Origin of the sequence: Agrobacterium vitis (assembly GCF_037039395.1) — a bacterium.
GTDB classification, from domain to species: Bacteria; Pseudomonadota; Alphaproteobacteria; order Rhizobiales; family Rhizobiaceae; genus Allorhizobium; species Allorhizobium vitis_E.
Genome location: NZ_CP146242.1, coordinates 3,224,491 through 3,244,827 on the forward strand (window position 1 = coordinate 3,224,491; position 20,337 = coordinate 3,244,827).

The window sequence follows — 20,337 nt, forward strand, 5'->3', positions numbered from 1 at the left end:
CTTGCGTGTCAGCTCCGATCAGGAACCGGACACGGTGCGTCTCGTCACCTGACATAGCCAGTCCTGCAAGGCCAGATCCCGTTCCTGCGGGTTCCAGCCGTGGCCGCAGGGCAGAAGATGATAGGAGGTCGGTGCCCCGGCCGCCACGAGTTGCGACGCGAGGATTGCTCCGTCCTGCGGGGTGCGACGGCTGTCGGTTTCGCCTGATATGACCAGCACCGGACAGGTCACGGACCGAGGAAAGGGTGAAGCCGGAGCCGGTGATAAACCCCGCAGCAGGATGGCGCCCTCGATCAAATCCGGAAAATCGCGAAGAACGGCTGCGGAGAGAATTGCGCCGTTCGAATATCCGATCAGGATCGGCTTTCGCCCGGCGAACCGTTGCGTCAGGCTTTCGAGCAGCAAGCTGATTTCGCTGGCGGAGCGCGTGAGGTCGGCCAGATCCAGCGTTCTGTCCGGATTGCGCCGGAAAAATGCGTATTTGCCTTCCCAGATGATATTGCCGCGCACACGGACGATGGGCGAGCCGGGGCCGATGCGTGCCGGAATGTCTCCCCAGCATGTTTCATCCTGGCCGCTGCCATGCAGCATGACGATTGGGCTGCCGGTTTCATTCGGTCCATCTATTTCGCAGTGGAATCCGGAGATTTTCGACATGTTCGTCCCTCCTCACATTGCTCGAATCGCCCTCGCACCATAAAGGGGATCGATGTCAACGCCATTGCAGCCCAAAATCATCGCAATCGATTTCGAGACCGCCAATGAAGAGCGGGGCAGCGCCTGTTCGGTTGGGCTGGCCTTTGTCGAGAACGGTCAGGTGGTGCGGGTGGAGGAGCGGCTGATCCGGCCGAAGACCATGCGGTTTTCCTCCTTCAACATCGCCATTCACGGGATCAGGCCTGATCATGTCGAGGATGCGGGCGAATTTCCTGAGGTGATGGACGAGTTCGCCGATGATTTCGCTGGCGCGATGGTGGTGGCGCATAATGCCGCCTTCGATCTGTCCGTGTGGCGGGCATGTTCGGATCTCTATCGCCAGCCCTATCCAAGTCTGTCTTACGTGTGCAGCGTCAAGCTGGCGCAGAAGGTCTGGCCGCATCTGCCCTCCCATCGGTTGAATGTGTTGGCGGCACATCTGCAATTGTCCTTCCGGCATCACAATGCAGCTGAAGATGCGTCGGTTTGCGCACAAGCCGTGATCGCGATGATGGAGCGCCGGGGCGCGCAGCACCTGGGCGAGCTTGCTGGCATGATGGGTCTTTCCATCGGACGACTGTTTCCGGGCGGGTATCAGTCCTGCTCGGTGCGCAAACCCGCACGGATTTCTGCTTGACGGTTTTTGGCATGGCATTGCCGCGCATCTTGTAACGTGATGGCGAAAGCATATCTCTGACTGAGTATTTCTCGGAGGCTGTTATGTTCAAATCACCCAAGCTGCTGCTGGCTGCGGCTTTCGCCGGACTTTTTGGTGCGCCTGCCATGGCCGATGTGGTCGGCAAGGTCGGTGTCGACTGGGTGGGCAACGATATCGTGGTCGAGGCGGTGGCCGATCCGCAGGTGAAAGGCATTACCTGCCATGTCACCTATTTCGACCGTTCGCTGATTGACCGGCTGCATAAGGGCAATTGGTTCGAGGACCCCTCCAACAATTCCATCGCCTGCCGCCAGACCGGGCCGATCGAGATCGGCGATATCAATCTGTCGAAAGGTGGCGAGGAAGTGTTTCGCCAGGGCCGGTCGCTGATCTGGAAGACGCTGGTCGTCAACCGCATTTACGACAAGGACAATGACACGCTGGTCTATCTCATCCACTCCCGGCAGGTGGTGGATGGCTCCGCCAAAATGGCGATTTCGACCGTGCCGCTGTTCAACCAGAGCGTAACCTGGAAGAATGGCAAGCCCTGATTGTGTGGCTTGCCTTTGACGAATGCCAAGGCAAATACCAAAAAAGGTCAGAATTCCTGCCAAGCGGGTAGCAAATTCGGGCGCTTCGCGGCTTTATTGGCGAGCCCATATGGTGCAGATTGCTGTCCAGCGGGGGCGCTGGGGAGTTGCAGCGTCATGGGTTTGTTGTAACACTTTTTTGTCTGCGGATCGTCTGTTTCTTGAGCCGTTACCGGCTTGAGGGCGCTTGCGAAAACGTGACGATTGTTATGAAGCTCGTGGTCTACCGCTTGTCTACCAAGGCCGTTGATCCTTCTCCTGGGATCACCAGTCTGGAGATGTTGAAAGTCGCCTCCATGCCACCGGGGTGGACTTCTATATCCGAGAGCCTGTCTGGCCCAGATCGAGCCAGACAGGCTCTCGATTGTTTTGCTCTCGGTTGTCTTCCCCGAAAATCAGGTCCACGTTTTTTAATGTGAGCTCTGAGCTGTATGCTCCAGCTGGACAGACAGGTTTGCCAGTCTGTCTGGCGTCCCGGTGTGCCAGCCTTGTTTGACCTACTTGACGTAGACGACCTTGCCGCCATTGGCGGCGGTCTGCACCCAGATGACGTTTTTCACCAAAATGCCCCGAACCTTCATCGCCTCGCGCAACGCGGGGCTGCCATTGACTTCGGCCTGCGACGTCTCGATCATCTGGCGCGAGGGATAGCGGACCAGAAGCGGCAGATCATTGCCGTGGCCGGGCGGATGCTGGTAGATACGCTCCACCGATACACCGTCATTATAGCGCTTGCCGAACAGGATGTCGGGGAGGGTAAGCTCGCCCGCCATTGCTGGCAATGTAAAGCCTATCGCCAGGCTCGCTGCGATTAGAAGTGCCGAAATCTGCTTTTTCATCATCATTCTCCATACTGGCATATCGTGGTCGCAAAGTGTGCAGCGGTTTTGCGATCACGATATGCACAAACAAGCCATGTCGCGCAAAACTCCAAGGCCGTTTTGCGGCGGAACCCCGCGTTTCATGACTGCGAACAGCGTGCCGACCTCTTAAGTCATATAGAGAGCCGATAGCGGCAATTTCAGCCCTCACACCATCACAATTTTAAACGCACGAAACCACCGGTTCGGTGCCATCACGTCCGAACCAGCGGTTTCTTGTTTCTTAGGCTGCTCAACCGGCTTTACACTCGGCCGACCAGCCATTTGGCCCGATCAGGCGGCGTTGGCCAGCTCGTCGGCAATAACCGTGTCGAGGTTGAGGAAGCAGACCATGGATTTTTCCAGCGCCACGATGCCGCGGCAGAAGGCGCGCTGCATTTCCGGGATGATTTCCGGGGCAGGCTGCAAGTCTTCACCGCGAATGGTCATCATGTCGGAGACCTGTTCTACCAACAGGCCGACCAGCTTGCCGGCGATGTCGGTGACGATGATGGCCGAGCGCTCGGAAGGTTCCGTCATGCTCATGCCGAGCCGGCAGGCCATGTCGATGACCGGGATGACGGCGCCGCGCAGGTTGATCAGGCCCAGGACGTATGGAGGAGTATGGGGCATCGGGGTGACGGGCGCCCAACCGCGAATTTCACGGATTGCCATGATGTCGATACAGAATTCCTGATCGCCAAGATGGAAGGAGACGATTTCGAGGTAGGCGCCGGACTGCTTGATGGCATTGGACATGGTTTAGAACTCTTCCCAGTGGTCGGTTGATGGGGCGGCTGCCGTTGCACGGGCTGGCGCGGAGCCGCTGCCTTTGGTGAAAGCCCCCGCAACCTTGCTCATGAGCTGCTTTGCGGGTGACTGTGTCGGTGCTGAGGTCGGTCTTGCCGGCTCAGGTCTGCTTGATGTCGGTCGCGCCTGGTGTGATCCTGGCCGCGTCTCACCTGCGCCGCCAATCTTGAATTGCCCGACGAGCTGTCCAAGATTGTCTGCATCGCTGGCAAGTGTATGACTTGCCGCATTGGTCTGTTCGACCATGGCGGCATTTTGCTGCGTGACCTGGTCCATCTGTCCGACGGCGGAATTGATTTCACTCAGGCCAACTGATTGTTCGCGCGCCGAGGTTACAATCGACTTAACGTGATCGTTAATTCGCAGCACATCTTCGCCTATTTTATGCAAAGCCTCGCCGGTTGCGGTCACAAGCTCTACGCCGGTGCGCACTTCGTCGTTGGATTTCGTGACCAGATCCTTGATGGTGCGGGCGGCGTCGGCGGCCCGGCCTGCCAGGGCACGGACTTCCTGTGCGACGACAGCAAATCCCTTGCCGGCCTCGCCAGCGCGGGCTGCTTCGACACCGGCATTCAGCGCCAGCAGGTTGGTCTGGAAGGCGATCTCGTCGACGACGTTGATGATCTTGCCGATTTCGCCTGTGGCGCTTTCAATCCGTTCCATGGCAGCCATGGCGTCGGAGACGACGGCACCGGACTGTTCGGCATAGGTCTTGGCATTATCGACCATGTGGCTGGCATCTTCAGCGCGCTGCGTGCTGGTGCGGACCGTTTCGGTAATCTCAGCCAGTGCTGCTGACGTCTCTTCCAGCGATGCGGCCTGCTGTTCGGTGCGGCGGGCCAGATCGTCGGCGGCGGAGCGCATCTGATTGGCATTGGCCTGGATGGAGCTGGAATTGATGGAGATCTCGCCCATGACATTGCGCAGATGGGTGGTGACCAGGTTGAAATCGGTGCGCAGGCGTTCGACTTCCTGCGGGAAAGCTTCATCGACCGCTGCCTGCAAATCGCCTTCGGCCAGTCGGTTCAGGCCCTTGCCCAAGGCATCGACGGCGGCTTTCATCCGGTCGCGCTCGGCCGCCGCTGCGGCCTCGCTCTCGCGCATCTCGGTTTCGCGGCTCTTTCGGCTATCTTCAGCCTCGGCTTCCAGCGTGCGTTTGTCGATGACTGCCTGACGGAAAATATCAGCGGATCGGGCAATGTCGCCGATTTCATCGCCGCGCTCCAAGCCGAGGATTTCGCGGTCGTAATTGCCCTCGATAATATCCTTGAGGCTGGTGCGAACATTGCGGATGCCGCTGACAACCGAGCGGGCGTGAATGATCTGCAATCCGAGAACCAGAAAAAATGCAATCAGTCCGATGGTAATCTGCATGGTGATGGCGCTTTTGGACGCCTCGGTTGCCTCGGCCACGCGGCTTTCGACCAGTTTGCCCGCGGCGGCTGAAAGATCGGCCAGGGTGTCGCTCAGCTTACCGCCAGCGCCATCGATGACATCGTCGATCCGCGCATAGGCTTCGTCCGGCGCCTGGGTTTCCACCAGTTTCTTCAGTTCCACGGTGACTTCCTGGCGGATTTTCTGAACATCGCTGTCATAGCTTGCAACGTTTGCCGATAGACCGACATCAGCAGCCACCTGTTTTACGATGGCAGATCCATTGGTAAGCGCCAGGCCAGCCTTGTCGAAAATTTCCTGACGATCCGGCTGTACCTTGCCTTCGTCACGGTCGATGATCGTATCCATGGCCGCAAGGGTAATTTCGCCATTGGCGAGCCGCAATTCGTTGACCGTTTCCAGCTTGTTCTTGAGTTCTACCGCCCGGTGCAACGATTGATCCAACCGGCTGCTCTCATAATAGCCGACGGCCAGCATGGCCGCGATGGCGCAGGTGGCAGCACCGCCCAAGGTCATCAGGCGCTGGCCGACGGAAAGGCTTCGGCCGGAAATTGCGTTGCTCATGAATATCCCCGCATGGCTCAGTTGACGTGACCGGGTCGGTCCTATGGAACATGCTGTGAGGAGTTTAGAAGGACTGCGCTCTCCGCCAAGGAAGGGCTGCTGTCATTGCTGAAACCGCCGCATCTTTCACGTCCAGCCCTTTGCCGGTCGGCGATCTTTGCAGCAATCCTCCAAGGACATCATGTCCTGACGGCGTAAGGCCGACATGCAGGTTGACTGTCTCTCAAGACTATTAAGCTTCTACTAATACTATTCCCGATTGATGATTTAATTCTATCCCGAGCCACACAACACCCTCGGTTGGGTCATCGCCATAAGCCCGCAGGACGGTTGCGGGCGACGATATGTCTCGGGGGTGCGGCATCGGATTTTTCAGCTTTGCGGTTTGTTTGATTTGCCTTGCCTATCCCTCGGCTTGTATGGAAGAGCGTGGACCGGGCGGCGCCTGCGACGGTCAAACAGCTGCCGGGCTTTGGAAATATTGAGTGAAGCGATGAAGAGACTGCGGATCGGGCTTTGGATATTGGTGGCGGCCTCGGCAGCTTTGCTGGGTTATCTGACGCTTGAGATCGGCCAATCGAGCCGTACGGTGGGCGAGGCGGCCTATGGTGTGCCATTCCAGCTGGTCGACCAGCGGGGACAGGCGGTCAGCGAGCAGGTGCTGCGCGGCAAGCCGAGCGCGGTGTTCTTCGGCTTCACCCATTGCCCCGAAGTTTGCCCAACCACCCTGTTCGAGCTGGATGGCTGGCTGAAACAGGTCGATCCGCAGGGCGGCCATCTGAATGCCTATTTCGTGACCGTCGATCCCGAGCGCGATACGACCGAGATCCTCAATACCTATGTTTCAAATGTTTCGGACCGGATCACCGGCATTACCGGCGCGCCCGACAAGGTCATGGAGATGGTCAAGGGCTTCCGTGTCTATGCCAAGAAAGTGCCGGTGGATGAGGCCAATCCGAATGGCGATTACACCATGGACCATACGGCCTCGGTGTTTCTCCTGGATGCCGAGGGCCGGTTCAAAGGCACGATTGCCTATGGCGAAAACCCCGAAACCGCCGTCCAGAAGCTGCAAAAGCTGATGAAGGGCTGATCGCCCGCGTATGAGCGGCGGATGCCATGCCTTTCCCGCTTTGATGTTGCAACGGCGCGTCAGGCATTGTACCGGAAGCGGCAGGAACGTGGGCGTTCAATCAGCCCGCCCCATAGGGAATATCGACCGTGAGCGAACTTCGTTTTTTCACCAGCACCACCGAAGTGCAGGCCAATCACATTCTCGACCTCCTGAGCCTGGAGTTTGGCGAAGAAGATTATGCGATTGCTACTACGGAGGTCGATGAAAAACGCGATATCTGGGAAACATCGATCTACCTTATGTTCGATGAGGAAGATGATATACTTGCGCGGGTGAAGACGGCGCTGGTCGAGGAATTTCCGGATCTGCCGGTCGAGCGTGAAGTCATCCCCGATATCGACTGGATCGCCAAATCGCTGGAAGGCCTGACGCCTGTCCGGGCAGGGCGGTTTCTGGTGCATGGGTCCCATGACCGCGACAAGGTGCGGCCCCATGATCTGGCCATCGAGATCGATGCCGGTCAGGCCTTCGGCACCGGCCACCATGGCACGACGGCCGGTTGCCTGGAAATGATCGATAGCGTGGTGCGCGCCCGCAAGCCCCGCAATGCGCTGGATCTGGGCACCGGCAGCGGCGTTCTGGCCATTGCTGTGCGCAAGCTGGTGAATGTTCCGGTGCTGGCAACAGATATCGACCCCATCGCGGTGCGGGTGGCCAAGGAAAACGGCACGCGCAACGGCGTCCCCAACGGCATCGAATGGCGCACCGCGCCGGGCTTCCATTCAACGGCTTTTGGTGAATTCGGGCCTTTCGACCTGATCATTGCCAATATTCTTGCCCGTCCGCTGATGAAGATGGCGCCGCAGCTCGTCACTCATCTGGCTCCGGGCGGTTCCGTCATCCTCTCCGGCATTCTGGCATCGCAACGCTGGAAAGTGATCGCCGCCTATAATGGCGCGGGGGTGAAGCATGTGCGCACCATCTGGCGCAATGGCTGGGTCACCATTCACCTGCAATAGGCCCACCTGAAATAGGTTTTCAGCTTACGACGATTGTGTGCGGTGCAGCAGTGAATAGCGCGCATGGCTTGAGCTGGCCAATAGCCATCAGACTTGTGTCATCAAACTGGCGTTTTCAGAAATGTCGCTTTTCACAAAAAACAAAAAAGGCGGCACCGCCATGCCGCCTTTTCTAGATCAGGTTTCCCTGATCAACCCGCGAACCCTGGGAGGAGAGGCTCAAGCGGGTCCCGTAGCCGGGACTGTGTTCGATAGGTGAAATGGCCGCTAGACACGCCTCCACAGCGGTGGCGTCGCATAGGCCATTTCAAGGATGATATTAGATCGCAGCGCGAACCGAGCCGTTGCGGACGGTGCCGGTGCGAGTTTCGCCGGCCAGAATGTCACGCGAAAGGGAAGAGGCGCCGGTCAGACCGTTGCGGCCAATCTGACGGCCGAGCGGCATGGCGCGGGTCGGAGCAGAGGTGCGGATCGGGCTGGTCATCGGATGTCTCTTCGGTTTTGTTTAGCATGTTGCGTTGCGGTGCTTCTAATCGGTTTAGCTGATTTGCGACAGCGTTTTGCTGGCATGGGAGCCATGCGCTCAGCGCATCGATTATGATGCTGTCAGACTCTTTGTGGTCAAAAAACCGTCACAATCTGCCCCGGGCGGACGGGGCAGGGCGAAAAGCGGGGCAAAGTTGATGGAAAGGGTGTCATTTCGGCGCCGCTGTTATAGGTTGGCAGCAGTTTTTGACAGTGTCGGACAGGTCTCATGTTCCAAAGTTTTGACGTTACCTCTACTCCTCAATTCGGTCGCGACCGCGTCGCGGCGCTGCGCGACCGGTTTTCGGGGCTGGGTATCGATGGTTTTCTGATCCCGCGGGCCGATGAATATCAGGGTGAATACGTGCCCGCTTCAGCCGAACGCTTGTCCTGGCTGACCGGCTTTACCGGCTCGGCGGGCGAAGTTCTGGTAACGCAGAGCCAGGCCGTGGTCTTTGTCGATGGCCGCTATGTCACGCAGGTGCGCCAGCAGGTGGATCTCGACGTATTCACGCCGGGCGACCTGATCGATGAGCCTCCGGCCAAGTGGATTCCGGCCCATGCGCCGAAGGGCTTCCGGCTGGGCATCGATCCATGGATGCATACGGTGGCGCAGGTGTCGCGGCTGGAAAAGGCGCTGAACGAGATCGGTGGCACGCTGGTGCTGGTCGATGAAAATCCGCTCGATGCGGTCTGGACTGACCGTCCTGCCGAGCCGCTGGGCGCTGTGTCGATCCAGCCGATCTCAGCCGCCGGGGTCGAGGCAGGGGAGAAGGTCGCTAAAATCGCCGATGGTCTCGCAGCAAAAGACGCAGCGGCGGTGGTGATCACCGATCCATCGTCGGTGGCCTGGATCTTCAATATTCGTGGCCAGGATGTGCCTCACACGCCGCATCCGTTGTCGCGCGCAATCATCCACGCCGATGGCAAGGCCGAGCTGTTTCTGGACCGGCGCAAGACGAATCTTGAGGTCGAGACCTATCTCGATGGTCTTGCCACCCGGCTTGATCCGCAGAATTTCGTTTTGCAATTGGCAATGCTGGCGCAGACCGGTGCCCGCATTCTGATGGACCCGGATCTCTCGCCAGCGGCACTGGCGCGTCTGGTGTCCAGCCGGGGCGGCAAGGTGGTGGATGGCGGCGATCCGGCCAAGCTGGGGCGGGCGGTGAAAAACCTCGTTGAGCTGAACGGCTCTGCCGTCGCCCATGTGCAGGACGGCGTGGCCGTGGTCGAATTCCTCAGCTGGCTCGACCGGCAACCGGCGGGCAGCGCGACGGAGATCAGTGCGACGCGGGCATTGGAAACCATCCGCGCCAAGGTGGGCGAGCGGATGCAGAACCCGCTGAAGGATGTATCCTTCGATACGATTGCAGGCGCAGGCGAACATGCCGCTATCATGCATTACCGCGTGACGACGGAAAGCGACCGGCCAATCCGGGCAGGAGAAATGTTCCTGGTCGATTCAGGCGCCCAATATGTCAACGGCACCACGGACATAACCCGCACGCTTGCCGTCGGCGCAGTGCCGGACGATCAAAAACGCTTTTTTACGCTGGTGTTGAAGGGCATGATCGCCATCAGCACGGCGCGCTTTCCGAAGGGGACGCGCGGCTGCGATCTCGATCCGCTGGCGCGCATCAACCTGTGGAAGGCCGGGGCGGATTTCGCTCACGGCACAGGCCACGGCGTCGGCTCGTTTCTGTCGGTGCATGAGGGACCGCAACGTATTTCCCGGCTCTCCACCCAGGAATTGCTGCCAGGCATGATTCTCTCCAACGAGCCTGGCTACTATCGGCCGGGCCATTTCGGCATTCGGATCGAAAACCTGGTCTATGTGCGTGATCTGGAGCCGGTGAACGGCGGCGACCTGGATATGATGAGCTTCGAGACGCTGACCTTTGCGCCTATCGATCGCTACCTGATCGTTGAGGACATGCTGACCCGTGAGGAACTGCGCTGGCTGGACGATTACCATGCCCGCACGCGAGAGCAGCTTTTGCCGCTGGTAGAGGGAGACGATGCCCGAAACTGGCTGATCCGGGCAACCGAGCCATTGGCGCGGTCTGCTACTGCATAATTCTTTAAACCGAAATCGGTTTAAAGAGAAGATTATGTAGCAAATATAAAGAGCTACAGCGAACCTTTGTGCGCCATAGAGGGCGCACGGCGCTTTAGGTAAAAAAGCGAGGATGCATAGGCATCTTCGCTTTGGGCATGTTCGTTTTGAAAAACGATAGAGGTGGAAGGAGGGTGATTAGCGCCCTCTTTCTTCGCTTTCGCGGATGGCCTCATCCAGCGCCACTTCCAGCAGATAGCTCAACATCTCGCAACGAGCCGCTTCCGACGCTTTGATCAGCTTTTGCAGGTCCTCGGCAATCTGATGGATGGAATGGGCGTTCGCTGCCGGTTCCTTGCCGCCGGCAATCAGTTCCAGTCGATGACGTTGATGACCCATTTAAAAAACCCTCTCAATGCATTCCGCCTTTTTGCCGCATGGCGCCATCAATTAGATTGCCCTCACGTGGTTACGAGACGAATCGGCAAGGCAAGCGGTTGCGACGACGGAGTTCTACCATAGGTTATTTATATTAAATATAGCTGAATAAGAGATACTAACTGTAAAACAAGCCTCGCCCCAGTTTCAGAGGCTTTGGCGAGGTGATTGCCGCAGGGTGAAGCGGATCGCTATCAAGCCATGAACTGGCGGATCAGCACGGCGGCGCCCCAACCGGTCAACAGCATGGGGATCAGTGAAAAGCGCAGGCCAACGACGAGACCAAGCAACATGGCGAATTTCACCTCCATCCCACCTGCGTAAAAGGCCGGGGCGACCAGCGTGGTCAGCACGGCGGCAGGAACGGCGTTCAGCGCCGCATCGACCCTGGGTGGCAAGGTCTTGAAACGGCTGATCACCAGATAGCCGCCGGCGCGGGTAAGGTAGGTGGCAAGGGCGGCGGCCAGAATGATCGCCACCATAGAGGGGTCTAGATCCATCATTGTACCGCCTCCGGTCGATCCTCAAGGGTGGCGGTCTGCGCCTTCGGCGGCAGCAGGGCTGCGGTAACAATGCCCGCCAGTGCGCCGAGGCTGACATGCCAGGGTGAGCCAACGGCATGCATGGCGACAACCGCGGCCACTGCGCTGACGGCCACCACGATCAGGAAGTTGGGGCGCTTGCGAAAGCCAAGTACGCTGCCCATGAAATAGACGGGCAGCAACACGTCGAGGCCGATCGCTTTCGGATCACCGATCAGGCTGCTGAACAATGCGCCAATCGCCGAAAATCCGACCCAGGGAAGATAGATGGCCAGCGCAAAGCCCATATACCAGCCGAAGGAAACGGATTTGCCATTTTCGGAATGTTTGACGGTTTCGGCAAATTGCGGATCGGTCATGAAGAAGAAGGCGACGGCCTTTTGCATTCCGCTCAGCCGTTGGAAATAAGGGCCAATGGCCGCCGAATAGAGGATATGGCGGAAATTGACGGCAAACACCGAGAGCACGATCAGCCAGGCCGGAACGTCATTGCCAAACAGATCGATACCGACCAATTGACTGGCGCCTGCAAAAATCGTCGCGCTCATCAGTGTCGCTTCAGCCACCGATTGGCCATGGGCTGCAGCGACTGCACCAAACAAGGCGGCGAAGGGCAATGTGGAAAGGGTGATGGGAACGCTTTGGCGCGCGCCATCGGTAAAGTCTGACATCGTCTTTTCCTAGAGCATTTCCAGCAAAGTGCCTAGCGGTTTTGCGTCTGGAAATGTGTTGAAACAAACAGTTAGAGTATTTATGCGTTTCTATGAAACGCGGAAATGCTCTAACTGGGCATATGTCTTGGTGTGACATGTGTCTTGGGACGGCCTGTCTTTCGGGCCAGCCCTTGTTTTTCCTCCCAAGAATGAGGGGTGGATTAGAACATCATTGCGCAACGAGCAAATCAATAGGAGTGATCCTGCGTTGATTTCCATTGATGCGTGCCCATAGTCATGTCCTATTCCAGCCGACCATTCTTGTCGAAAAGGAACATCGTGAATGCCGAAGCCCGATGATGTGAAAGCGGATTTTTCAAAAGAAGAACTGGCCCTGCTGGTCTCACGGTTGCAAAAACACCTGGCGAGCGAACATGAGGTCGAGCTTGGACGGTTCGAGGTCGAAAGTCTGATCGATTTTCTGGCCGGGACGGTTGGTGTGCATTTCTACAACAGAGGCCTTGCCGACGCCCAGACCCTGCTGGCCGAGCAGATCGATCGCTTCAATGACGGGATCTATCAATTGGAGCGGACGATGGTGTCTTGAGGTTTGCGCCATGGCGGGCGTGTTTTTCTAATAAATTTGCTTGATAGAAACTTGGTGTATTGCTCTTATAAGGAGTGTTTTTCATTGACTTGGCGCTGTTAGAAACTTAAAGCGCACCCTGTAGGAAATGCAGCTCTTGCGAGTATTTTGCGCATGGCGATTATCGGCGCGTCTGACCTGCTGTTGCGCTGGGGGAATGCAATCTGATGTCTTTTTTAGACGGAATTGATGATTACTACGACATTCATGGTGATTGGCACCCGATTGATGGGTCAAACTCTCGTATTATCTGTGGCCGAGCAGAAGCGACTTCACCAAATGCACATGGATCATCCGCGCCGACCATCCTTTGCCTGGCATACGAACACACCAGTGTAGCGGCATAGGATCAAACACCATGCTGATGAGTGTCATAGGCGTTCCCTTCGGCGCGTTGCTCGGGACGGCGGGAGGCTTTCTGGGAACCGGAGGCGGGACATTTGCAATTCCGCTTCTGGTTTTGTTTGCGGCCTATGACCAGAAGCTGGCCCAAGGGACAGCTTTGGTCATGGTGGTCACCAATGTTCTCTATGCCCTGGTGAAATACCGCAATAAGGGCAGCTTCGATCTCAAGACGGCCCTTGTGCTGGCCGTCAGTGGCAGCGTCACCTCGGCGATCAGCTCTCTATGGGCCTTGTCGCTGTCGAGCGAGACATTAAAGCTTTGGTACGGCGTGTTTTTGATGTTGCTTGCGGCCTTCGTCGCCGTCACGCGAAACATAAAATTCGTCTCGCATGGCCTTGATTATCGCTGGGCCTTTCTGCCAGGCGCGATTGGTGGCATTTCGCTCGGCCTGTTTGGAGTGGGCGGCGCCATGCTGGGTGTTCCCTTGCTTGTGATGTTCTACGGGCATTCACAGGTCCGGGCGCAAGGCTTGGGACTGGCGCTGGCACTGCCCGGATGCAGCATCAGCCTGATGCAATATGGCTATTACGGCCATGTCGACTGGGTGCTTGGCTCCATGCTGGCCATCGGAGGACTTCTGGGCGTGCCAGCGGGCGTTCATTTGGCCCATAAGGTCGATGAGCGTACCCTGGTCCTGTCATTTTGCACATTGCTGATTATTGCGGGCCTGCTTGTCATCGTCAAATAGCAGCAGCACCTCGCGCCCCGGACAAGGGGGCGAGGTGCTGACATCTCTTTGGCGGTTACGATTTACGCGGCTGAAATGTATGCTCTGGTCCGGGAAATTGCCGCGCCTTGACCTCTGTCGCATAGTCTTCCACAGCCTTTGAAATTACCCCGGCCAGTTCAGCATAATGCTTGACAAAGCGCGGCTTGAAATCGTTGAACAGGCCCAGCATGTCGTCTGAGACCAGGATCTGGCCATCACAGGCAGGTGAGGCGCCGATGCCGATGGTGGGGACGGCGAGGGTCTTGGTTATGTCTCGCGCCAAAGGCTCCACCGTGCCTTCAATGACCAGCGCAAAAGCGCCTGCCTTGGCAATGGCGGTGGCGTCGGCCCGGATCTTGTCTGCTTCCGCTTCATCATGGCCTTTGGAACGGTAGCCGCCTGATGTGTTGACCTGCTGCGGCATCAGCCCGACATGGCCCAGCACCGGAATGCCGCGCTCCACCAGAAAAGCCACGGTCTCGGCCATTTCCGTGCCACCTTCCAGCTTGACGCCGTCACAGCCGGTTTCCTTCATGATCCGTGCCGCATTGCGGAAGGCCTGTTCCCTGGATTCCTGATAGGAGCCGAAGGGCATATCGACGATGACGCAGGCGTGACTGACTCCGCGTAACACCGCTTGCCCATGGGCAATCATCATTTCCAGGGTGACGCTAACAGTGGTGTCCAGCCCATACAGCACCATGCCAAGGCTGTCGCCAACCAGCAGCAGATCGCAATGGGCATCCATCAGCCGCGCCATCGGCGTGGTATAGGCGGTGAGGGACACAATAGGGCGCTGATGCTTCAGCGCGACAATGTTGGTGGGCGTCAGGCGTTTCTGGCGGGGCGGGGCGCTCACTCGGCGGCTTCCTTGTTGCTTTTGATGGTGATGACCCGGTTATCCAGCAGTTTGGTCGTGCCGATTTGTACGTAAAGCAGCACCAGAAACGGCTGGTCCAGATGGGGCAGGGTGGCGAGCGTATCGGGGTGACGCACGGCGACCACGTCGGACTTTGCCAACGGCTCCCGGGCAATGAAGGCGGCAAGGGCTGCTTCCATCTCCGCTGTATCGCGCATACCGGTGTGGTAGAGCCGTTCCGCTTCCTCCAGCGCTTTTGGCACGATGACGGCGGCAGCGCGCTGCTCGTCGGTCAGATAGACATTGCGTGACGAGCAGGCGAGGCCATCGATTTCGCGCACGGTTGCCACCGGCACGACGCGCACCGGCATGGCGAGATCCTCGACCATGCGGCGGATGATCGCCACTTGCTGATAATCCTTCTCGCCAAAATAGGCGGCATCCGGCTGGACGATGTTGAACAGCTTGGTAACGACGGTTGCTACGCCCGCGAAATGGCCGGGCCGGGCCTTGCCCTCCAGCTCGCCGCCCAGCTCCGGCAAATCGACCACCGTTTGCATCGGGTGCGGATACATGTCGGCCACGCCAGGCGCGAACAGAAAATCGACGCCCGCCGCCTCCAGCATTTCACTGTCGCGAGCGAGATCGCGGGGGTATTTTTCCAGATCTTCGCCCTTGCCGAATTGCAGCGGGTTGACGAAGATCGACACAACAGTCACAGCATTTTCAGCCTTGGCCTGTTCGACCAGCGTCAGGTGACCCTTATGCAGATAGCCCATGGTCGGCACGAAGCCGATGGATTTTCCAGCCCTGCGGCATGCGTCGAGCCTTTGGCGCAGGGCTGCAATCGTATTGATGGTCTCCATGGCGGCCCTCCCGAACCCATTCTTTTTGCAGGTGCAGATGTTTCTTAGGCGAGGACATCCGCGCTGGTGATAAGCCTTGCGCCGTGAGCCTGCATGTCGGCAATCGCCGCCTCCACCGTTTGCGGATCGATGCCTCGGCTGCCGTCGAGAATCAAGCGCACGGTTACGCCCGGTAGCATGTCCAGCGCATCCAGCACGGAAAACTTGACGCAGTAATCGGTGGCAAGGCCCATGACATCCAGTTCGGTGACGCCCTTATCGATCAGCCAGGCGCCAAGGCCGGTCAGTGCAGACTGATCGTTGTCGCGGAACGCCGAATAGCTATCCACCAGCGGATTCAGCCCCTTTTTCTGCACATGATTGATCCGGGAGAGGTCGAGGCCGGGGTGAAACTCGGCATCATCTGTGCCCTGTACGCAATGGTCCGGCCACATCATCTGCGGTTTGCCGGAAAGCGTCCCCAGTTCGAAAACCTTGGCGCCGGGGTGTTGGGAGGCGAAGCTGCCGTGATTGGCTGGATGCCAATCCTGCGAAGCGACGATCAGGTCATAGGCCCCGCTGGTCATCAGGGCATTGGCGATGGGGACGATCTGATCGCCCTCTGCCACCGGCAGATTGCCGCCTGGGCAAAAGCCATTCTGGATATCGATGAGAAGCAGCGCCTTGGTCATGATCCCTCCTGCTGGTTTTGCGCCAGACCATGGCAAGGTGGATCAATGCGCGCAAGGGTATGCGCAACAGTATTGGCCCCAAAATTTAAATTGGCAGCCAGATCGGGAGGAACCTAACGGTCGCTCATGCGTTGGCAATTCACCTATGCGTAAATTTTTGACGCACCCAGCTAATTTTCAACATGCATCGGATTTGTCCCATGATCCTTATCATTACAGCGGTCGTCTTCGCCGTCATCGGGCTCGCGCTCGGCGGCGGGGGCGGCTATCTCCTGTCGCTCGGCGGTAGCCCGTTTTACCTTATTGCCGGTCTTGCATTCGTTCTCGTGGCGCTGTTGCTGGCGATGCGCAAGGCAGGGGCGCTGTGGATCTACGGACTGTTCATTCTCCTCTGCCTGGGCTGGGCGGTCTGGGAGGTCGGCTTTGACTGGTGGCAGCTCGGCACCCGCGGTGGTCTGGTGATCGTGCTCGGCTTTGTGCTGTTGTTGCCAGCTGTCCGCCGCAGATTGGGGCCGCTACATCGTCGCGAAGGCGGCATTGCCGCCAGCGCTTGGCCAGTGGCGCTGCCGGTGCTGGTCGCGCTCGTTGTCGCCGGTTATTCGATGACCCAGGACCCTTATGACAAGCCCGGCACACTGCCAATGGATGTGGCCAGCGCAACGCCCTCCTATGGCGGCGACATGGCCGACGGCGAATGGCATCAATATGGCCGCACGCCCTACGGCCAGCGCTATTCGCCGCTGACCCAGATCACGACCGACAATGTCAAGACGCTGAAGACCGCCTGGACCTACCAGACCGGCGATGTGAAACTGCCCGGCGATGTCGGCGAGACCACCTATCAGGTAACGCCGCTGAAAGTGGGCGACACACTCTATCTCTGCACCCCGCACAATTGGGCCATCGCCATTGATGCAGCAACCGGCAAGCAGAAATGGAAATTTGACCCCAATGTCGGCCTGAACCCGGATCGCCAGCACCAGACCTGCCGTGGCGTCACCTATTATGCCGATCCTGCCGCTACAGCTGGTGCGCCCTGCGCCACCCGCGTCTATCTTCCGACTTCGGATGCGCGGCTGATCGCGCTCGATGCCGCCAATGGCAAGATCTGCGAGAGCTTTGCCGACAAGGGCGTTCTGCATCTGGAACAGGGCATGCCCTATAATCCGGCTGGCTATTACTACTCGACCTCGCCGCCGGTGATTGCCGCCGGCAAGATCATCATTGGTGGGGCGGTCAACGACAACTATTCCACCAAGGAACAATCCGGCGTGATCCGCGCCTTCGACGTCCAGACCGGCGCGCTGGTGTGGAACTGGGACAGTGGCAATCCGGGCCAGACCCAGCCGCTGCCCGAAGGGCAGACTTACACCGCCAACTCGCCGAATAGCTGGTCGGTATTCTCGGTCGATGAACAGTTGGGCCTCGTTTATATCCCGCTCGGCAATCAGGTGCCGGACCAGTTGGGCATGAACCGCAGCGCCAATGTGGAGAAATATTCTTCCTCGGTCGTGGCGCTTGACCTCAATACCGGTGCCGACCGCTGGGTACAGCAATTCGTCCATCACGATCTCTGGGACATGGATGTTCCCGCCCAGCCCGTGCTGCTCGACATTACCCGCGAAGGCACCACTGTCCCGGCGCTCGTTGCCTCCACCAAGCAGGGCGATCTCTATGTGCTGGACCGGCGCACTGGCCAGCCGATCATTCCGATCAAGGAGCTTCCGGCGCCCGGCGGCACTATTCCAGAAGATCATGCGTCGCCAACCCAGCCGATTTCGGGCCTGAGCTTCCGCCCACCAAAGCTCGAAGAGCGAAATATGTGGGGCGTGACGCTGCTCGATCAGCTGGCCTGCCGCATCAAGTTCCATCAGTTGCGCTATGAGGGGCAATATACCCCGCCATCGTTGCAGGGCTCGATTATTTATCCCGGCAATTTCGGCACGTTCAACTGGGGTTCGGTTGCTGTCGATCCGGAACGCCAAGTGATGTTTGGCATGCCAACCTATCTGGCCTTCACCTCGCAGCTTGTGCCGCGTGATCAGGTTCCGGCCAAGGGCCAGGACGAAAAAGGCTCGGAACAGGGGCTGAACCGCAATGACGGCGCGCCTTATGCCGTCAAGATGGGTCCGTTCCTGTCGCCCATCGGCGTTCCCTGTCAGGCGCCGCCATGGGGAACGGTTGCCGCTGTGGATCTGAAGACCGGCAAGATCGCCTATCAGCACCGCAATGGCACCGTGCATGACATGACACCGCTGCCGCTGCCCTTCAAGGTCGGCGTACCCGGCATTGGCGGGCCGATGATTACCAAGGGCGGCGTGGCTTTCCTCGGTGCGGCCGTCGATAATTACCTGCGCGCCTATGACCTCGCCACCGGCAAGGTTCTCTGGGAAGGCCGGCTTCCGGCGGGCGGCCAGGCGACGCCGATGAGCTACGAGCTGAACGGCAAGCAATATGTTGTCATGGTTGCTGGCGGCCACGGTTCAATCGGCACCAAGCCGGGGGATTATGTGATCGCCTATACGCTGCCGTAAATCATGGAAGGTACGACATAATCTCTTGAGTTCAAATGAGTTCAGGGGGGGCTTATACGAAGAGTCAGTGCAAGTGCATCTTCGAGCCTTGGTACTATTGAGTGCCAGGTTTGGCTTCGCCCCCCTCATCCGCCTGCCGGCACCTTCTCCCCGCTGGGGATAAGAGGGCAGGAGCCGCAAAAGGCCTATTGTCTCCTCTCCCCAGCGGGGGTCCGAAGGACGGGCAGAGACCCGTGGCTCTGCCCCGGTCAGTCCGCTGAGCGAAGCGGAAGCGGGGTGAGGGGGCGGTACGCACTGACCTTAACCGCTTTCCAAACATCCAGCCCCTTCCGGTTTTCACCGGGAGGGGTCTTCTTTTGAAACAATTGATTCAAATGTCCTTCCGCTACGGCAACCAAACCTTAACCATGAAGCCGTAAAACGAATCATCAGTATAAAGGATGGTTCGTATGCCCAACACTGCCGCCAAGCTTGAACCCGTCGTCTCGACGCTGGCTTTCTTCCCGCTGGCCAGCCGCCGTGATATGGTGCGTGGCGCCGCTGTGACGCTGGACCGCCTGCAAGGCAACGATGCCACCATCTACTGGCGCGCCACCTGCCGTCAGCTTGGCGCCGAACTCCTCGACCTCGGCTGCCCCGAAGACGTGATGCGCGGCGAGATCATGAATTTCCAGGACGCCGTGCAGATGGAACTGATGTGGCTGCATCGGAATGAAGAAGCGCTGGGGTAATGTGAAGGGTCATCAAGGATGACTGATCACGTCACGCAGCCCAAGGGTTGATCAGCACGACGCCGGTTCCTTCAAAATCCTGAATATTGCGTGTCACAACTGCTAGCCCATGCACCAGGGCCGTCGCCGCGATAAGCGCATCACTCTCATTACGGCGATCCGGGATATGCAGATGGGCGCAGCGCGTCGCCACCGCATCGTCGATAACCAGAATGCGCTCGGCAAATTCCGGACGAACGCGACCATCCATCCATGTCCGCAAACGAGAACCCTGCGCCGCATCGCGCCGCTGAAGGCTCAATATGCCGCGCTCCAGTTCAAGGATGGTGATCGCGGAAATGAAAAGGGTGCGAGAATCCTGCGCACCAATCCATTCCGTCACATTCCGGTCTGCCTTGCCATCTCCCACTTTGCGCAGTTCCGAGACGACATTTGTGTCCAGCAGATAGTTCAAGACAAATCGACCTCGCGGCCCGAAACCATGACGCGCGGCGGATCGAAATCGATGGACGACAAGCCGGGCATGGACAGCGCCTCAACAAGGTTACGGCGTTTGCCGGTCAACCGCTCAAAATCCTCATAGGTCATCAGCACATGCGAAGGTCTGCCACGATCCGTAATGACAACAGGCCCCGTCTCAGCAGCGCGCTTTGCCCTGCTGACGTCTTGATTGAGTTCTCGGCTCGTTAGGCTGGATGTTCCCATCGCCCATACTCCATGTAGTGATGTACCTACATATAGCGCATTGCCTTTCGTGGTACAAGATCGAAGGCGCGTTGCTTAGCTGAGGCGTTTTACGGCGTAGCAAGGGCGCCTGAAACAATTTTCGCGGGTGGCGTTGAACTTCTCGACCGTGGTGGCCGGTAAGATGTATTGTGCGGTGAGATGCCTCATTTCCAGGAGGTGCAGCAGCTATAATCGATTTTTTTGCAATAGAATGAAGAGTGTCTAATTTTATATGCTTTATTGTATTTAATATTTATTTTAATTTTCTATTTATAATTAATTTTATATTAAAATTAATTATTTTTATTT

General features: G+C 58.1%; 22 protein-coding genes. 9 read left to right on the forward strand and 13 right to left on the reverse strand.

All coding sequences use genetic code 11. The features are described 5' to 3' along the window. Nucleotides 1–18: 18 nt before the first annotated feature. Entirely contained in the window at nt 19–657 is a 639-nt protein-coding gene (locus V6582_RS17390) for an alpha/beta hydrolase (protein WP_156632580.1), read from the reverse strand. A gap of 52 nt (nt 658–709) precedes the next feature. Here V6582_RS17390 and V6582_RS17395 point away from each other — a divergent pair, with 52 nt between their 5' ends. After that, nucleotides 710–1,333: a 3'-5' exonuclease gene (locus tag V6582_RS17395; RefSeq protein ID WP_156632579.1), complete on the forward strand. Its 624-nt coding sequence runs from the start codon at nt 710–712 to the stop codon at nt 1,331–1,333. A gap of 83 nt (nt 1,334–1,416) precedes the next feature. After that, the gene (locus V6582_RS17400; RefSeq protein WP_156632578.1) at nt 1,417–1,905 is read left to right on the forward strand and encodes a CreA family protein; all 489 of its coding nucleotides are present in this window, start codon (nt 1,417–1,419) and stop codon (nt 1,903–1,905) included. Between the two features lie 536 nt (nt 1,906–2,441). On the opposite strand, the gene V6582_RS17405 is transcribed toward V6582_RS17400, so the two are convergent. The 3 genes from V6582_RS17405 to V6582_RS17415 all read right to left on the reverse strand — a co-directional run bounded on the left by V6582_RS17405 (nt 2,442) and on the right by V6582_RS17415 (nt 5,573). Then, nucleotides 2,442–2,783, reverse strand: coding sequence for a hypothetical protein (locus tag V6582_RS17405; RefSeq protein ID WP_156632577.1), 342 nt, complete (start codon nt 2,781–2,783; stop codon nt 2,442–2,444). 315 nt (nt 2,784–3,098) lie between these two features. Beyond that, complete coding sequence (locus tag V6582_RS17410; protein WP_015916481.1) at nt 3,099–3,563, reverse strand: chemotaxis protein CheW; 465 nt, start codon at nt 3,561–3,563, stop codon at nt 3,099–3,101. A 3-nt stretch (nt 3,564–3,566) separates the two neighbouring features. Further along, the gene (locus V6582_RS17415) at nt 3,567–5,573 is read right to left on the reverse strand and encodes a methyl-accepting chemotaxis protein (RefSeq protein ID WP_156632576.1); all 2,007 of its coding nucleotides are present in this window, start codon (nt 5,571–5,573) and stop codon (nt 3,567–3,569) included. Between the two features lie 493 nt (nt 5,574–6,066). On the opposite strand from V6582_RS17415, the gene V6582_RS17420 reads away from it, so the two are divergent. Next, nucleotides 6,067–6,666: an SCO family protein gene (locus V6582_RS17420; RefSeq protein ID WP_156632575.1), complete on the forward strand. Its 600-nt coding sequence runs from the start codon at nt 6,067–6,069 to the stop codon at nt 6,664–6,666. A 128-nt stretch (nt 6,667–6,794) separates the two neighbouring features. Further along, nucleotides 6,795–7,667, forward strand: a complete 873-nt coding sequence (locus V6582_RS17425; RefSeq protein ID WP_337739305.1) for a 50S ribosomal protein L11 methyltransferase — start codon at nt 6,795–6,797, stop codon at nt 7,665–7,667. Between the two features lie 319 nt (nt 7,668–7,986). On the opposite strand, the gene V6582_RS17430 is transcribed toward V6582_RS17425, so the two are convergent. After that, a complete protein-coding gene (locus V6582_RS17430) occupies nt 7,987–8,151 on the reverse strand; it encodes a hypothetical protein (RefSeq protein ID WP_156540976.1) in 165 nt (54 codons plus the stop codon). A gap of 270 nt (nt 8,152–8,421) precedes the next feature. Here V6582_RS17430 and V6582_RS17435 point away from each other — a divergent pair, with 270 nt between their 5' ends. Further along, entirely contained in the window at nt 8,422–10,269 is a 1,848-nt protein-coding gene (locus V6582_RS17435) for an aminopeptidase P family protein (protein WP_156632574.1), read from the forward strand. A 177-nt stretch (nt 10,270–10,446) separates the two neighbouring features. On the opposite strand, the gene V6582_RS17440 is transcribed toward V6582_RS17435, so the two are convergent. From V6582_RS17440 to V6582_RS17450, 3 genes are all read right to left on the reverse strand, one after another. Beyond that, the gene (locus tag V6582_RS17440; RefSeq protein WP_156632573.1) at nt 10,447–10,647 is read right to left on the reverse strand and encodes a hypothetical protein; all 201 of its coding nucleotides are present in this window, start codon (nt 10,645–10,647) and stop codon (nt 10,447–10,449) included. Nucleotides 10,648–10,880: 233 nt separating this feature from the next. After that, the gene (locus tag V6582_RS17445) at nt 10,881–11,186 is read right to left on the reverse strand and encodes an AzlD family protein (protein WP_060717914.1); all 306 of its coding nucleotides are present in this window, start codon (nt 11,184–11,186) and stop codon (nt 10,881–10,883) included. Beyond that, on the reverse strand, nt 11,186–11,899 hold the full coding sequence (locus V6582_RS17450) for an AzlC family ABC transporter permease (protein ID WP_156632572.1): 714 nt from the start codon (nt 11,897–11,899) through the stop codon (nt 11,186–11,188). Before V6582_RS17450 ends, V6582_RS17445 begins: the two co-directional genes overlap by 1 nt. 325 nt (nt 11,900–12,224) lie before the next feature. Between V6582_RS17450 and V6582_RS17455 the strand changes: the two genes are divergently transcribed. Then, the gene (locus tag V6582_RS17455) at nt 12,225–12,488 is read left to right on the forward strand and encodes a DUF2164 domain-containing protein (protein WP_156632571.1); all 264 of its coding nucleotides are present in this window, start codon (nt 12,225–12,227) and stop codon (nt 12,486–12,488) included. 397 nt (nt 12,489–12,885) lie between these two features. Next, nucleotides 12,886–13,620 (forward strand): sulfite exporter TauE/SafE family protein, encoded by a 735-nt coding sequence (locus tag V6582_RS17460; protein WP_156632570.1) that lies wholly within the window; start codon nt 12,886–12,888, stop codon nt 13,618–13,620. 55 nt (nt 13,621–13,675) lie between these two features. Here the strand turns inward: V6582_RS17460 and panB are convergent, their stop codons facing one another. From panB to pncA, 3 genes are read right to left on the reverse strand one after another with little or no spacing between them, the layout of a single operon-like run. After that, a complete protein-coding gene (panB, locus tag V6582_RS17465; protein WP_337739304.1) occupies nt 13,676–14,500 on the reverse strand; it encodes a 3-methyl-2-oxobutanoate hydroxymethyltransferase in 825 nt (274 codons plus the stop codon). After that, the gene (panC, locus tag V6582_RS17470) at nt 14,497–15,366 is read right to left on the reverse strand and encodes a pantoate--beta-alanine ligase (RefSeq protein WP_156632569.1); all 870 of its coding nucleotides are present in this window, start codon (nt 15,364–15,366) and stop codon (nt 14,497–14,499) included. Before panC ends, panB begins: the two co-directional genes overlap by 4 nt. A 44-nt stretch (nt 15,367–15,410) precedes the next feature. After that, entirely contained in the window at nt 15,411–16,037 is a 627-nt protein-coding gene (gene pncA / locus V6582_RS17475) for a bifunctional nicotinamidase/pyrazinamidase (RefSeq protein WP_156632568.1), read from the reverse strand. A gap of 200 nt (nt 16,038–16,237) precedes the next feature. Here pncA and V6582_RS17480 point away from each other — a divergent pair, with 200 nt between their 5' ends. Together V6582_RS17480 and V6582_RS17485 are read left to right on the forward strand one after the other, a co-directional pair. Continuing rightward, the gene (locus V6582_RS17480; protein WP_156632567.1) at nt 16,238–18,571 is read left to right on the forward strand and encodes a glucose/quinate/shikimate family membrane-bound PQQ-dependent dehydrogenase; all 2,334 of its coding nucleotides are present in this window, start codon (nt 16,238–16,240) and stop codon (nt 18,569–18,571) included. A 449-nt stretch (nt 18,572–19,020) separates the two neighbouring features. Beyond that, a complete protein-coding gene (locus tag V6582_RS17485; protein WP_233741058.1) occupies nt 19,021–19,302 on the forward strand; it encodes a DUF6074 family protein in 282 nt (93 codons plus the stop codon). Nucleotides 19,303–19,333: 31 nt separating this feature from the next. Here V6582_RS17485 and V6582_RS17490 read toward each other — a convergent pair whose 3' ends face one another. Then, entirely contained in the window at nt 19,334–19,756 is a 423-nt protein-coding gene (locus tag V6582_RS17490; RefSeq protein ID WP_156533450.1) for a type II toxin-antitoxin system VapC family toxin, read from the reverse strand. After that, nucleotides 19,753–20,007, reverse strand: coding sequence for a type II toxin-antitoxin system prevent-host-death family antitoxin (locus tag V6582_RS17495; protein WP_156597223.1), 255 nt, complete (start codon nt 20,005–20,007; stop codon nt 19,753–19,755). Before V6582_RS17495 ends, V6582_RS17490 begins: the two co-directional genes overlap by 4 nt. Nucleotides 20,008–20,337: the final 330 nt, after the last annotated feature.

Coding starts and splice junctions, on each gene's coding strand:
- V6582_RS17390 (WP_156632580.1), bottom strand. CDS start 657: ATGTCGAAAATCTCCGGATTCCACTGCGAAATAGATGGACCGAATGAA.
- V6582_RS17395 (WP_156632579.1), top strand. CDS start 710: ATGTCAACGCCATTGCAGCCCAAAATCATCGCAATCGATTTCGAGACC.
- V6582_RS17400 (WP_156632578.1), top strand. CDS start 1,417: ATGTTCAAATCACCCAAGCTGCTGCTGGCTGCGGCTTTCGCCGGACTT.
- V6582_RS17405 (WP_156632577.1), bottom strand. CDS start 2,783: ATGAAAAAGCAGATTTCGGCACTTCTAATCGCAGCGAGCCTGGCGATA.
- V6582_RS17410 (WP_015916481.1), bottom strand. CDS start 3,563: ATGTCCAATGCCATCAAGCAGTCCGGCGCCTACCTCGAAATCGTCTCC.
- V6582_RS17415 (WP_156632576.1), bottom strand. CDS start 5,573: ATGAGCAACGCAATTTCCGGCCGAAGCCTTTCCGTCGGCCAGCGCCTG.
- V6582_RS17420 (WP_156632575.1), top strand. CDS start 6,067: ATGAAGAGACTGCGGATCGGGCTTTGGATATTGGTGGCGGCCTCGGCA.
- V6582_RS17430 (WP_156540976.1), bottom strand. CDS start 8,151: ATGACCAGCCCGATCCGCACCTCTGCTCCGACCCGCGCCATGCCGCTC.
- V6582_RS17435 (WP_156632574.1), top strand. CDS start 8,422: ATGTTCCAAAGTTTTGACGTTACCTCTACTCCTCAATTCGGTCGCGAC.
- V6582_RS17440 (WP_156632573.1), bottom strand. CDS start 10,647: ATGGGTCATCAACGTCATCGACTGGAACTGATTGCCGGCGGCAAGGAA.
- V6582_RS17445 (WP_060717914.1), bottom strand. CDS start 11,186: ATGGATCTAGACCCCTCTATGGTGGCGATCATTCTGGCCGCCGCCCTT.
- V6582_RS17450 (WP_156632572.1), bottom strand. CDS start 11,899: ATGTCAGACTTTACCGATGGCGCGCGCCAAAGCGTTCCCATCACCCTT.
- V6582_RS17455 (WP_156632571.1), top strand. CDS start 12,225: ATGCCGAAGCCCGATGATGTGAAAGCGGATTTTTCAAAAGAAGAACTG.
- V6582_RS17460 (WP_156632570.1), top strand. CDS start 12,886: ATGCTGATGAGTGTCATAGGCGTTCCCTTCGGCGCGTTGCTCGGGACG.
- panC (WP_156632569.1), bottom strand. CDS start 15,366: ATGGAGACCATCAATACGATTGCAGCCCTGCGCCAAAGGCTCGACGCA.
- pncA (WP_156632568.1), bottom strand. CDS start 16,037: ATGACCAAGGCGCTGCTTCTCATCGATATCCAGAATGGCTTTTGCCCA.
- V6582_RS17480 (WP_156632567.1), top strand. CDS start 16,238: ATGATCCTTATCATTACAGCGGTCGTCTTCGCCGTCATCGGGCTCGCG.
- V6582_RS17485 (WP_233741058.1), top strand. CDS start 19,021: ATGCCCAACACTGCCGCCAAGCTTGAACCCGTCGTCTCGACGCTGGCT.
- V6582_RS17495 (WP_156597223.1), bottom strand. CDS start 20,007: ATGGGAACATCCAGCCTAACGAGCCGAGAACTCAATCAAGACGTCAGC.